Here is a 13,747-nt window from a genome sequence, read left to right on the forward strand (position 1 = left end):
CCTGTAGTCGCCGCGGGAGACGCCGCCGGCGCCTGCGGCTTCTTCACGGCCGGCTTCGGCGCCGAGCCGCCCGACGCCGGCGCTGTGCCGCCCGTCGTCACCACCGGTACTTCCGGCTTCTTCACGCTGGGCAGCCGTTGCGCGAGCACGTCCGCAGCGCGCACCGGACCATTGGCCAGGTCTTCCGGCGTGGGCGCGCGCTCTTCGATCTTGGTGATGACCAGGACTTCTTCCAGCCGGTTGAGGTTCGTCGCCGGAGTCAGCCGGATGTTCAGGAACATGTCTTCGCGCTTGAGCAATTCGCTGACGGTCGCCAGCGGCAGGCCTTTGGGAAAGATGCGATCGCCGCCCGAGGTCAGCACGCGTTCGCCCGGTTCGACCTTTTCATCCGCCAGGATGTTCGAGAACTTCAAGTCGCCGCTGGGCGTGCCTTTCGCGATGCCCTGCAGCCTGCTCTTCTCCAGCACGCCACCCACGCCCCAGGCCGGATCGGTGATCAGCAGCACCTGCGCGGTCGACCCCAGCACGCGGACGATCTTCCCCACCACACCGTCCGGTGTGATCACGGACATGTCCTGCGCCAGGCCGTCGTTCGAACCCTTATCTATATATATGACGCGCGATTGCTCGCTGCCGCTCGAACCGATCACCTGCGCCGCCACCGTCTGCGAGATGAACTGCTCCTTGAACTTGAGCACGGCCTGCAGTCTCTTGCCCTGTGCCGCGTCTTCCTGCATGCGCACCTGCTCGATGCGCATGCGCTCGAGCTGCGCCTTCAGGTCGCGGTTCTCCTGGCGCACGCCGCGCAGGTTCACGTAGTCGTTCCACGTGTCGCGCACGCCGTGGCCGCTCGCGACCACGAGCTTCTCGATGGGCGTGATCACGCTCATCACCCACACCCGGATGAGCGGCGCTTTCTTGTCGGGCTGGGTGGGATCGGCGCGCTTGACCTGCACCGCCAGGCCAAGGATCTGCGCAAAGAGCATCGCCACCAGGATGGTGGCGTTGCGATGGCGGACGAACAGGTTCTCCATGGCGGCAGTTTCGAGTTTCGAGTTTCAAGTTTCCAGCGATCGGCTTTTGAAACTCGAAACTGGAAACTTGGGACTTTGCCGGTCGCCTGCGACGCAGGGTCGCCTACTCGATCGAGATCTTGCGCAAGAGTTTGAAGTCGCTCAGCATCTTGCCCGTGCCCAGCACCACCGAGCACAGCGGATCGTCGGCGATCGAGACCGGCAATCCCGTCTCTTCACGGATGCGCTTGTCGAGGTTCTTGAGCAGCGCGCCGCCGCCAGTGAGCACGATGCCGCGGTCCGAGATGTCGGCCGAGAGTTCGGGCGGCGTGCGCTCCAGCGCCACGCGGATCGCGTTCATGATGGTGCCCACGCACTCGGAAAGCGCTTCACGGATCTCGCTATCGTCCACCGTGATGGTCTTGGGCACGCCCTCGATCAGGTTGCGTCCCTTGATCTCCATGGTCAACGGCTTGTCCAGCGGATACGCGCTGCCGATCTCGATCTTGATCTGCTCCGCCGTGCGCTCGCCGATCAGCAGGTTGTACTTGCGCTTCAGGTAATTCATGATGGCTTCGTCCATCTGGTTGCCGGCCATGCGGACGGAGCGCGAATACACGATGCCGCTCAGCGAGATCACCGCGATGTCGGTGGTGCCGCCGCCGATATCGACCACCATGTTGCCGCTCGGCTCGGTGATGGGCAGCCCGGCGCCGATCGCCGCCACCATCGCCTGCTCCACCAGATGCACTTCGCTCGCCTTCGCGCGGTAGGCGGAGTCCATGACCGCGCGCTTTTCCACCTGCGTGATCTCGGAAGGCACGCCGATCACGATGCGCGGATGCACCAGCATCTTCCGGTTGTGCGCCTTCTGGATGAAGTAGTTCAACATCTTCTCGGTCACTTTGAAGTCGGCGATCACGCCGTCTTTCATCGGCTTGATGGCCACGATGTTTCCGGGCGTGCGCCCGAGCATCTCTTTGGCTTCCTTGCCGACCGCTTCCACCTCGCCGGTGGTCTTGTTGATGGCGACGATCGAAGGCTCGTTCACCACAATGCCTTTGCCCTTCGCGTAGACCAGCGTGTTCGCCGTTCCCAGGTCGATCGCCAGATCGCTGGAAAATGCGCTGAAGATGGAGCGCAGATTGTGGACGCGGGAATTACCGTTGCCTGACATGTCGGTCTTTCAGTCTTCTTCCTGGATCGAGTTCCGCCGTGCGGTCACCAACTCCGCGCGCCCGTGCGGACTGCTGCTTGCGACTTCTCTTCGCCTGTTTCTCGGGAACGGCGCCGGTCGGAGTGACCTACGTTGTACTTGATTGTAGTACTAATCGTAGTACTTATCGACATCCGAACGATGTGGCGCCGTGTAATTCTTACTGGATGATTACCCTTTTGGTCTGCGTCGCCACCCCGCCCTTGGCGTTCTGCGCCGTCACCGTGATCACGTTCTCGTTGGTCGGCAGCTGCGGCGTGTAGTAGGTGAACGTCCCGTCTTCCTGCACGCTGGGCACTTCCTGCCCGTTCACCATCACCCGGGCTCCCGGCTCCGTCTTCCCCTTGATGATGAGCACGTGCCCCTGTTGCACGAAGTCGTCGAGCTCCAGCACCATGGGAACGTCCGCCGCGCCCTTGGGGATCACGGTGAAGCGGTTTTTCTCGCTCTCGATCGACTCCTTCCCCTTGGCGTCCATCGCCGTCACCACCCAGTAGTAGGCGCCCTCGGGCATCCCGTTCACCGCCAGTTCGGCGTGCGCGAGCTTGCGGTCGAGCACCGTGGATGAGAAATAGGGATTCTTCGAGACGCGCAGGTGGTAGGTGGCGACGTTGTCCACCGGCGTCCAGGAGAACGACACGCTGGTCTGCTTGCCGCTCACGAATATCGGCATCATGTTCGCCGGTGTGATCAGCGTGGGCGGGCCGATCTCTTTGGTCTTGCTCATGAACTGGGAATCGTTCTTGAACGAGACCCGCTCATAACTGCCCAGCGACACCGTCTCGGTGCCGCGTTTCACTTCGCCCGCGCCCTTGGTCAGCATGATCTCGTGACTGTCGGTGCGGGGATCATTGAGCACGTGCGCCGAGGATTGCGGCCCGAAGACCGCGGTGGCGCCCGCCACCGTCACCTCCGACCTCGATCCCGCTACCAGATTCGCCGTCGTCAGGTCCACCGTGCCGGTGGTGACCTGCACCGCGACTTTTGTCTGCTGCGATTCGTTGGTGGAGTTCTCTTCCACCACGATCAGCGAATCCTGCTTCACCGTGTAGTTGGTGCCGTCGCCGAACACGATCTTCGCGATGCCTTCGGAGTCGGTGCGGATGATGTCGCCTTTTTCCAGCGGTACGTTGTAGTCCGCCGTCACCCAACTGTTGCTGTTCGCTTTCTTTACCTTCACCGTGCCGTCGATGTTGGTGAAGTGTGCGTCCTGCTGCCCGCCCTTGACCGGCTTCTTGTTGGCGTCGCGCCCCGCCCACTTGTCGATGATCGGAGTGAACCAGCTCCCCACCTTATCCATGCCCGCTTTTGTCGGCTCCGGAAAAGCGAAGTACATCACTACGCCGGCGAGCACGAGCAGTAAGAGGATGCCGAAGAACACGCTCCGATACGTGATCGTCATCCACGAGATGTGGAGATCTGATTGTTGCTTATTTGGAGGCACGGAAAGGCCCTGGCCCTCTTAGGGTTGACGAGAGACTACCACAGCCTCCATGAGGCGGCGAATAGGCGAATAACCTCAGTCGTCCCCGTTACTTGCATGGTGCCAACAAAGTCCTTCCCGTCCCATATTGGGGATTGCAACTAAGCCACGCTTCTGAGAGACTGTGGCTCCCCAAGTACTCCCAGTTTCGCCAACCGAATCGTGCAGTCGCAGATGAGAACATCAACGAACTTGATCGAGCTAACCGCCCGGCAGCCGTCTGGCCACAGGAGAACCTTCATTGGGTAGCGTGGAACGCATACCGGCCGAACCCGATTTTCGTACCGGATTTGCCGGCAACGGACTGGTGCGCGTGAGCACCGCCATCGACCGCTTGCCGGAGGCGGTCTTCAGCCGCGCCAATCAGCTGGTCATAGACGGATTGCTCTCCGCTTTCTCCCTCTGGATGGCTTACGGCTTGCGCTTCGACGGCCAGATCCCCGTCTCGCATCTGGCCACGCTCTGGGCCTGGACACTGCTGCTTCCGCTGCTGCGCCCCTCGCTGATGTTCGCCACCGGCGGCTACGACCGCATCTGGCGCTACTTCAACATGCGCGATGCTTTCATGCTCGCGGCGACCGCGCTGCCGGCCACCCTGATCATGGCCATCATGCGTGTCGGCTTCGATTCCTGGGCAGCCGCCATCCCCTTGAGCGTCATCGCCATCGAGTACATGCTTTACCTCGCCTTCGCCACCATGGCGCGCGTGATCCGGCGCGTCACCTTCGAGGCCGCCCGCGCTTCCGGCAAGCGCCTGCGCGCGCTCGTGGTCGGCGCTCCCGATACGCTCGCCGAAGCGCTGCGCCGCATGAGCGCTTACACCGACCTCCAGATCATCGGCCTGCTCGCGCCCCAGGCCGACGTGCACGGCCTGCGCATCGGCGGCTTCCCGGTGATGGATGAACCCGCCGCGCTCGCCCGCCTGCTCTCTTCCCATGCCATCGACGTGGTGCTCATCGCCGACGCCGGCATCGCTTCCCTCGGCGACATGGTCTCCACCGCCACCGAGTTCGGGGTCGACGTCCGCCTCCTGCCCACCGCCCAGAACGTGCTGCGCGGCGAGGTCCGCATCTCCGCCACCACCAGCCCGGAAAGCGCATTCCTGCATCACGCCGCCGCCACGGTCGCGCCCGCGCGTCCCGAAGTCGTCGCCGCCTTCCGCGATCGCGTGGTGCTGGTCACCGGCGCCGGCGGCTCCATCGGCGCTGAACTCGCTCGCCAGGTCGCCCACCTGCCCGTGCGCCAGCTCATCCTGCTCGATCAGGATGAGAACTCCATCTTCGAGATCCATCGCGAGTTGAGCGAGGACGACGCTTGCCCGCTCGCTCCCGTGGTCGCCGACATCCGCGACCGCGATCGCATCCAGCGCCTGTTCGCGCAATACCTCCCGCACATCGTGCTGCACGCCGCCGCGTACAAGCACGTGCCCGTGATGGAGCACAATTGTTCGGAAGCCGTGCTCAACAACGTGAGCGGCACGCGCATCCTGGCGGAGATCGCGCAACACTCCGGCAGCGAGCGCTTTCTCATGATCTCCACCGACAAGGCGGTGCACCCGTCGAGCGTGATGGGCGCCACCAAGCGCGTGGCGGAACTGTTCGTGCAATCGGCAGTCGCGAGCGGCACGCGCATGGCCTGCGTCCGCTTCGGCAACGTGGTCGGCTCGCGCGGCAGCGTGGTCCCCATCTTCCTCAAGCAGATCGCCGCCGGCCAGCCGGTCACCATCACCGACGAGAACATGACGCGTTATTTCATGACCATCCCGGAAGCGGTGCAGCTCGTGCTGCAGGCGGTCACGCTCGGTTCCGATGGCGACGTTTACATGCTCGACATGGGCGATCCCATGCGCATCATGAACCTCGCCCGCAAGCTCATCGAGATGTCGGGGCTGCGTCCGGAGATCGATATTCCTATCCGCATCATGGGCAGGCGTCCGGGCGAGAAGCTGCACGAGCAACTCTGGCCCGCCGACGCCGAGGTCGCAAAGACCGCCTTCCCGCGCGTGATGGCGGTGAAGGCTTCGCCGCCTTCCACCGGATTCATCGAAGCCCTTTCGCGGCTCGAGCACGCCGCGCGCGAAGGCGATGACGATCTCGTCCGCACCCTGCTGCGCGAACTGCCTACCGGCTACGTGCGCGAGTCGCGGGGCGCAGCCGCCGCGGCGAACGACTAGGGCAACCTCTGGTCCCCTTTCGGGATTCCGTTCCGGGAATCGCCCCTCCCCTGACGCCCGCAGCCAGCTGCAAACCCTGTGTTTGCAGCGTAAAGACATTGGCCACAGGACTGCATTCAAGAGTGTATGGCTCTACACTCGATCGCGCACCCGCTGCTCCTCCCCGCGCCCGACCGTCGCCGTAGGCTAACGCCGGGCATCACCATCCCGCAGCGCCACGTTGGCATGCTCTGCGAGTGGCGCGTCTACTTGCGCCATCGCCTCGCCAACTGGAAGCCCATCCTGCTCTCCCTCGCGGTTGCCGGCAGCTCGCTCGGCCTGTGGGCCGCTTTCCTCTCCCGTCTCGCCTAAGCTCGGCCATCGCTCCGCGTCCCTCCCTCTCGCGCTCCCACTCGCCACTTTTTGCCTGCCCCTTTCTGCATCCCGCTCTTCGCATGCCGCTTTTCGCAAACCAGCCCATGCGATACGATGAATAGTTTTCCTTCTCCGAAAGGACTTGACCGTCCGCATGGCTGCAAAGCTTTTCAAGAACCTGATCGAAGGCGAGTGGGTCGATGCCCGCTCCGGACAGACCTACGAGAACCTGAACCCCGCCGACACCCATGACGTCGTCGGCATCTTCCAGCGCTCCAATACCCACGACGTGGACGACGCCGTCGCCGCCGCCAAGCTGGCTTACGAGAAGTGGCGCCTCGTGCCCGCCCCGCGCCGCGCCGAGATCATCTATCGCTGTGGCCAGTTGCTCGAGCAGCGCAAGGAAGAGTATGCGCGCGACATGACGCGCGAGATGGGCAAAGTCCTCAAGGAGACGCGCGGCGACGTCCAGGAAGCCATCGACACCGCCTATTTCATGGCCGGCGAGGGCCGCCGTCTTTACGGCGTGACCACACCCTCCGAGCTGCCCAACAAATCCGCGATGGCGATCCGCATGCCCATCGGGGTCTGCGGCATGATCACGCCGTGGAACTTCCCCATGGCCATCCCTTCGTGGAAGCTTTTCCCGGCGCTGGTCTGCGGCAACACTTGCGTGATCAAGCCGGCGGAGGACACGCCCCTCTCCACCTACAACCTCGTCCGCACGCTGCTGGACGCCGGCCTGCCCCAGGGTGTGGTCAACATCGTGACCGGGTTCGGTCCGGAAGTGGGCCAGCCCATCGTCGAGCATCCCGACGTCCGCGCCCTCAGCTTCACCGGCTCGAGCGAGGTCGGCCGCCTCGTCGGCGAGATCGCCGCGCGCACTTTCAAACCCTGCTCGCTCGAGATGGGCGGCAAGAACGCCATCATCGTGCTCGAAGACGCCCACCTCGATCTGGCCGTCGAGGGCATCCTGTGGGGCGCGTTCGGCACCACCGGGCAACGTTGCACCGCGGCCAGCCGGGTCATCGCGACCAAGCCGATCTATGGCCAGCTCGCTGAAAAGGTCGCGCGCCGCGCCCAGGCGCTCAAGGTCGGCAACGGTCTCGACGAATCCGTGGAGGTCGGCCCGCAGATCAACCAGCAGCAGGTCGAGACCACGGAGAAATACGTTGCCGTGGGCAAGGGTGAGGGCGCGAAGGTGCTGGTCGGCGGCAATCGCCTGCAGTCCGGCGACCTGGGCCGCGGATTCTTCCACGAGCCCACCGTGTTCGTGGACGTCGACCACAAGGCCCGCATCGCGCAAGAGGAGATCTTCGGTCCGGTGCTGAGCATGGTGGCCGCCGATTCGTTCGAGCAGGCCATCGCTTACTCCAACTCCGTCGTCTATGGACTCTCCACCTCGATCTACACGCGCGACATCAACCAAGCCTACCTTGCGATCCGCGACCTCAATGCCGGCATCACCTATGTGAACGCGCCCACCATCGGCGCCGAGGTCCACCTGCCTTTCGGCGGCGTGAAGTCCACCGGCAACGGACATCGCGAGGGCGGCATCGGCGCCATCGATTTCTATACGCAGTGGAAGGCGGTCTACGTCGATTACTCCGACCGCTTGCAGCGGGCGCAGATCGATACCGGCGAATAACAAATCTCGAGTCACGCCAGAGAGCGGAGAGCCATGATCATCGGAGTTCCCAAGGAAGTGAAGGACCACGAGTCGCGCGTGGGCATCGTGCCCTCCGGCGTGAAGGCGCTCGTCGATGCCGGCCACCAGGTCGTGGTCGAAAGTAAGGCGGGCGTGCTCAGCTCTATGCCCGACGCCGACTACCAGAAAGCCGGCGCCACCATCGCCGCCTCCGCCGCCGATGTTTGGACCAAAGCCAACCTGGTGGTGAAGGTCAAAGAGCCGATCGAGAGCGAGTACCAGTACCTGCGCGACGGGCTCACGCTCTTCACTTATCTGCACCTGGCGCCGCTGCCCAAGCTCACCGACGCGCTGCTCAAAGGCAATGTCACCGGCATCGCTTACGAGACCATCCGCGACAAGACGGGCGGGCTGCCGCTGCTCACGCCCATGTCCGAAGTTGCGGGACGCATGTCAGTGCAGGTCGGCGCTTCTTATCTCGAGAAGGAAAAAGGTGGACGCGGCGTGCTACTGGGCGGCGTCCCGGGAGTGCCGCCGGCGCAGGTCGCCATCATCGGCGGCGGCGTGGTGGGCACCAACGCGGCCAAGATCGCGCTCGGCATGGGCGCCATCGTCACCATCATCGACGTTAACCTCAACCGCCTGCGCGAGCTCGACGACATCTTCAACGGACGCCTCTACACCGTCGCGTCCAACGCCTACACCATCACCAAGGCGACACAGCATGCCGACCTCGTCATCGGCGGCGTGCTCATCCCGGGCGCCTCGGCGCCCAAGCTCGTCACCCGCGAGATGGTCAAGGGCATGAAGGAAGGCGCCGTCATCGTGGACGTTGCCATCGACCAGGGCGGCTGCATCGAGACCGCGCGGCCGACCACGCACTCCAACCCCGCTTACGTCGAGTACGGGGTGGTGCACTACTGCGTCACCAACATGCCCGCGGCGGTGCCGCATACCTCCACACTCGGCCTTACCAACGCGACTTATCCTTATGTGATGAAGCTCGCCCAGCTCGGCCCGCAGAAGGCCATAGCGTCCGACCCCGGGCTCAAGGAAGGCGTGAACACATATAAAGGACACATCACCTACGCCGCCGTCGCCGAATCGCAGAAGAAACCGTGGAAGGCGGTCAGCGAGCTGCTGAAATGAAGCCTGCCATAAGGAAATGATGGGCAGATGGGGCCGCCGGCCCCACCTTTGCTCTCCCCAACAAAAACGGCCACTCTTTCAGGCGGCCGTTCGTACGTCGTTCGTAGCACGATACACTTTAGAAACGCAGCCGCAACGTCCCATCTACACGCCGGCCCGGCATCAGGTAATACTGCGCGTCGCCCAGCTCGCTCTCCGCCACCGGATCGCGCCGGTCGCCCAGGTTCCTCGCATCCACGCGCAGCTCCCACTTGGGCGTGCGATATCCCGCACTCAGATCCACCGTCGCAAAGCCTTCTGCCGGCGCCGTATTGCGCTTGTTGAGGAAGCGTTCGCCGGTGTAGTTCAACGTGACGCCTCCGAGAAATCCCTTGTCCGGCGCGTAAACCAGGCCGAACGACGCCAGGTTGTGCGGGGACATCTCCAGGCGCTTCCCTGCCAGCTGCACCGGGCCGCCGCCGAAATCGAACAGCAAGTCGGTGAAGCGCGCGTCGTGATAGCTGTAGCTCGCACGCGCAAAGACGTCGTGTCGCAGGAAGAGCGCGCCGCCCGTCTCGAAACCCTTGAAGCGTTCGCTGCCGGCATTGATCAGGCCGGGCACGCCGCCCACGATGGTTGCCGTCACCAGGTTGTTGAAGTCCATCAGGAATCCGGAAGCTTCGAGCTCGAGCCGGCGGTCGAAGAAGCGGCCCTTCAATCCGCCTTCCACGCTGCGCGAGGTTTCCGGCTTCAGGATGCGATCACCGCCCTCATTCTCCCCGATGCCAAAATCGATGGCGGCGGGCTTGAAGGTGTCGCGGTAGGTGGCGTAAAGATGGACGTCATCCTGCCCGCTCTGCCACGCGGTGAAGGTTGCGCCCACGTTGGCGCCGGCACGCACATCCGACAGCGCGGCGGTAAAGGACTCGCCCGCGCCGCCATCCACGATCATCTGGCTCTCGTGCGTGAGGTTCAGGCGGATGCCGGCGTCGATGCGCAGGCGCTCGAACGGACTCCACTCCATCGAAGCGTACGGTCCGAAGAAGTCGCGGCGATCGTCGATGTGGAAGTCGAGGCCGGCGGGCTGCGGCACGAGCGTCTTCGCTGCGCTCAGCGGCACGGTGTAATCGAAGTCCGCGCCCTGCGCGTTGCCGCTGCCGTGCAGATAATCGGTCCCGAAGATGAAGGTGACGCCGCGCGGGAAGCGCCGCGTCCAGTGCGTGTCAAAGTAAACGTCGGTGAGCTGGATGTTCTCGCGCACCCCGTGCGCATTGTCGGGCACGTTGTCGAGCTCGAGCAGGAAGCCGCGGAAGCCTTCTTGCCGCGCGTGCGAGACCGAGCCGGTCATGTACCAGTGCCAATCCTGGCCGGCGGGACGGTCGAACCCAACCATCACCGTGCCGCGATGGTCGTTCAGGAACGCGCCCGCGGGGTTGTAGTTCGAGTCCACCGGCGTGAGCGGTGAGAGCGCCGCTCCATCGCGCACGCGCGGGCTGGCCGGATCCTGATCGAGCCAGTTCAAGTCTCCCGTGATCCAGAAACGATGCTCGGCGTCCCACTTGCGCTGGATGCGCCACAACGCGTGGCTCCGGACGAACGACGTGCGCTCGTCGCTGAAGCCTTCGCGCTCGCCCTCGATCGTCAGCCGCGACTTCCACTCGCCCCACAGCGGCAGCGGGGTGGAGAAGCTGCCTCCGCCGCTGCCGTGACTGCCGCCCCGCAGCGTGAGGCTGCGCTCCGCTGAGTCGGGAGACTGGTGCACCACGTTGATCACGCCCACGAACGAGGTGGCGCCGTAGGTCACCGCTGCCGGTCCGCGCATCACTTCCACGCGCTCCACGTCGCTGAAGTTGAGCGCGGTGAGCGCGGGATTGAACGCGCCTCCCCACGGCACACCGTCCACCAGCAGCAGGAAGGCGTCAAACTCCTTCAGTCCCCAGAATTCCGGCACCGCGCTCGCCGGCCCGCCATCGCCGCCGGAGGCGATGGCCACTCCGGTGGCGAGCGCCAGCGCGCCGCTCAAGTCGCGCGCGCCGCGCGCCCGTAGCTCGTCGCCGCTGAACACTTCGATCGGCGCCGGGACCAGATCCGGATCCTCCGGCAGCCGTGTCGCGGTCACCTCCACCCGCTGCTCGATGGTGCGCCGGTCGGGCTGCACAATCTCCACTTGCAGCGGTGCGCCCGCCTTCACCGTGAGTTCATACTCGACCGGCATCAGGCGCGGAGACTCCACATGGATCTCCCACTTGCCGGCCTCGACGGCGGCGAATTCGAAGTGGCCGCTGCTGTCGGTGGTGGTGGTCATGCGGTCAGTGCCGTGCGCCCGCAACGCGACCTTCGCGCCCGCGACGGCTGTGCCCTGCGCGTCGGTCACGATTCCGCTGATGGTAGAGGTTTGGGTCTGCGCCCCTGCAAGCGCGACAATCAGGAACAGGACTGCAACCGTAAGGAAGAACGTTCGTTGGCGCACGCTGGCCTCACTTGGCAAAGGTCAGTACGGCAGAGACTCAGAAGTATATCGCGGGGCGCGCCTGCTGTGGGCTGCGTGCGATAATCGCGGCACGCCAGCGATCTTCATTTCCTCACTCCCGAAGGATGGCTGCTCTCATGAGCAAATCCGGGTCTCACTCCCACGGCGACCACGCACACGACCACGCGGACGAGCGCCCGCACCATGCGCCCGAAGCCCGCGAACACGGCCGCGGCGGACCCCATGGCCACAGTCATGCCGGCATCGACCCTTCGATCGCTGCCTCCGACCGCGGCATCTGGGCGGTCAAGTGGTCATTCGTGATCCTATTCACCGCCGCCGCGTTCCAGTTGGCCATCGTGCTGCTCTCGAACAGCATCGGACTGCTGGCCGACACGATCCACAATTTCGGTGATGCAGGCACTGCCATTCCTCTCGGGATAGCGTTCCTGTTCGCGAAGAAAAAGCCGACCGAGCGTTTCAGTTACGGCTACGGCCGCTTCGAGGACTTCGCCGGCATTATGGTCGTGCTCATCATCCTGGCGAGCGCTGTGGTGGCGGGATATGAATCGGTGAGGCGCTTGGTCCATCCTGAGCCGGTTACGCACCTTGGCGCAGTGATCGCCGCTTCCGTCATCGGATTTGCCGGCAATGAATGGGTCGCGATCTTCCGCATCAAGGTCGGCAAAGCGATCGGAAGCGCAGCCCTCATCGCGGACGGCTATCACGCTCGCACCGACGGATGGACCAGCCTGGCAGTGCTGGTCGGCGCTCTGGGCGTCCACTTCGGGTATCCGAAGGCCGACCCGATCATCGGCCTGCTGATCACGGCCGCGATCCTAGTGATCGTGTGGCAGAGCGCGAAGGAAGTCCTGGTGCGCGCCCTGGACGGCGTAGACCCGCACGTGCTCGAGGAGCTGCGGCATGCGGCGCGTCACGTGGAGGGCGTGCAGGAGGTCACGGAGGTGCGCGCCCGCTGGCTCGGTCATCAGCTTCTGGCGGAGTTGAATCTCGCGGTCGCGCCGGAGAAGACCGTTGCCGAAGCCCATGGGATCGCGACCGCAGTGCATCAGCAGCTCCTCCAGCACTTGAACTTCCTCGCGCGCGCCACCGTGCACATTGACGCCGTCGGCGCCTCCGGGGAACACCACCACTTCGCAGCGGATGATCGTCATGATCACCCTGCCGGTCACGAGCACCACTGACCGTGTGTAAGCGGCGCCGTGGTGCTCTTAAGGCCCACTGGATTTTTCTTTCGTGTTTCCTTGACGGCAAACCAGCAGCGACATACCATCCTTCACACTCTCGGGTTCCTGCACGTGGGGTTGTAAGGAACCGGCGTACGGCTCGCACCATTTCCAAATCTCGGAGGAAAACCGAATGTTTCGACGTTCTTTAGTCGTTGTGCTGCTCATCGCCATCGTGGCGGTGCCGGCAGCTCTCTACGCAACCCATTCCTGGGGCGGCTATCACTGGGCACGCACAAGCAACCCGTTCAACCTCAAGGTCGGCGACAACGTCAGCGCCGCCTGGGATAGCTATCTGAACACCACCATCTCCGATTGGAGCGCTTCCACCGTCCTCGACATGACGAAGGTGACCGGCGGAGCGAATTCGCGTAATTGCCGTCCGACGAGCGGACGCGTCGAGGTCTGCAACTCGACCTACGGCAATACGGGCTGGCTGGGTGTTGCACAGATCTGGATCACCGGCGGCACGCACATCACGCAGGGCACGGTGAAGCTGAACGACACCTACTTCAATACCGCCACTTACAACACGCCGGCGTGGCGCAATCTGGTCTCCTGCCAGGAGGTCGGTCACACCATCGGCCTCGACCATCAGGACACCACATTCGACAATCCGAACCTCGGCACCTGTATGGACTACACCAACGACCCGAGCTCGAACCAGTACCCCAACAAGCACGACTACGACGAGCTCGCGATCATCTACTCGCACCTCGATAGCACCACGACGGTCGGGCAGACGGTGAAGATGCCTCCCGCGATGAACAGCATCGACATGGGCGACGCGAAGAACTGGGGACAATTGGTCCGCCAGTCTGCCAATGGGCGTGAGTCTCAATACGTGCAGGACTTCGGCGGCGGCAACAAGGTCGTTACGCACGTAACCTGGGCCGAGCCCCGCGGCAACCCGAATCAGGAGTAGCCCTCGATCATTACAGGCCGCGCTTCCGGGCGCGGCCTTTTTCTTTTCCCTGCGCTGTAGAATCGTGTCTCGAGTGAGGTTTTCCGATGC

At 64.0% G+C, this 13,747-nt stretch carries 10 protein-coding genes; 6 read left to right on the top strand and 4 right to left on the bottom strand.

What is annotated here, in order from left to right; genetic code table 11:
- The 3 genes from mreC to M3P27_02505 form a co-directional block, all read right to left on the bottom strand.
- Positions 1-1,034: rod shape-determining protein MreC (mreC, locus tag M3P27_02495; GenBank protein ID MDP9267179.1), on the bottom strand; the 1,034-nt coding region annotated here is incomplete at its 3' end.
- Positions 1,035-1,137: 103 nt separating this feature from the next.
- Entirely contained in the window at positions 1,138-2,190 is a 1,053-nt protein-coding gene (locus tag M3P27_02500; GenBank protein MDP9267180.1) for a rod shape-determining protein, read from the bottom strand.
- A 199-nt stretch (positions 2,191-2,389) separates the two neighbouring features.
- Complete coding sequence (locus M3P27_02505; GenBank protein MDP9267181.1) at positions 2,390-3,631, bottom strand: FecR domain-containing protein; 1,242 nt, start codon at positions 3,629-3,631, stop codon at positions 2,390-2,392.
- A 331-nt stretch (positions 3,632-3,962) separates the two neighbouring features.
- On the opposite strand from M3P27_02505, the gene M3P27_02510 reads away from it, so the two are divergent.
- The 4 genes from M3P27_02510 to ald all read left to right on the top strand — a co-directional run bounded on the left by M3P27_02510 (position 3,963) and on the right by ald (position 9,036).
- On the top strand, positions 3,963-5,885 hold the full coding sequence (locus tag M3P27_02510; GenBank protein ID MDP9267182.1) for a polysaccharide biosynthesis protein: 1,923 nt from the start codon (positions 3,963-3,965) through the stop codon (positions 5,883-5,885).
- A 126-nt stretch (positions 5,886-6,011) separates the two neighbouring features.
- On the top strand, positions 6,012-6,236 hold the full coding sequence (locus M3P27_02515) for a hypothetical protein (GenBank protein ID MDP9267183.1): 225 nt from the start codon (positions 6,012-6,014) through the stop codon (positions 6,234-6,236).
- Positions 6,237-6,393: 157 nt separating this feature from the next.
- Positions 6,394-7,887 carry an aldehyde dehydrogenase family protein gene (locus tag M3P27_02520; GenBank protein ID MDP9267184.1) on the top strand — a complete coding sequence of 498 codons (1,494 nt, stop codon included), beginning with the start codon at positions 6,394-6,396 and terminating at the stop codon, positions 7,885-7,887.
- Between the two features lie 33 nt (positions 7,888-7,920).
- Positions 7,921-9,036, top strand: a complete 1,116-nt coding sequence (ald, locus tag M3P27_02525) for an alanine dehydrogenase (GenBank protein MDP9267185.1) — start codon at positions 7,921-7,923, stop codon at positions 9,034-9,036.
- A 118-nt stretch (positions 9,037-9,154) separates the two neighbouring features.
- On the opposite strand, the gene M3P27_02530 is transcribed toward ald, so the two are convergent.
- Complete coding sequence (locus M3P27_02530; protein MDP9267186.1) at positions 9,155-11,389, bottom strand: TonB-dependent receptor; 2,235 nt, start codon at positions 11,387-11,389, stop codon at positions 9,155-9,157.
- 233 nt (positions 11,390-11,622) lie between these two features.
- On the opposite strand from M3P27_02530, the gene M3P27_02535 reads away from it, so the two are divergent.
- Positions 11,623-12,690: a cation diffusion facilitator family transporter gene (locus tag M3P27_02535; GenBank protein MDP9267187.1), complete on the top strand. Its 1,068-nt coding sequence runs from the start codon at positions 11,623-11,625 to the stop codon at positions 12,688-12,690.
- Between the two features lie 175 nt (positions 12,691-12,865).
- A complete protein-coding gene (locus tag M3P27_02540; GenBank protein ID MDP9267188.1) occupies positions 12,866-13,657 on the top strand; it encodes a hypothetical protein in 792 nt (263 codons plus the stop codon).
- The last annotated feature ends 90 nt before the right edge of the window (positions 13,658-13,747 follow it).

Source organism: Acidobacteriota bacterium (genome assembly GCA_030774055.1).
Taxonomy (GTDB): Bacteria; Acidobacteriota; Terriglobia; order Terriglobales; family Acidobacteriaceae; genus JACPNR01.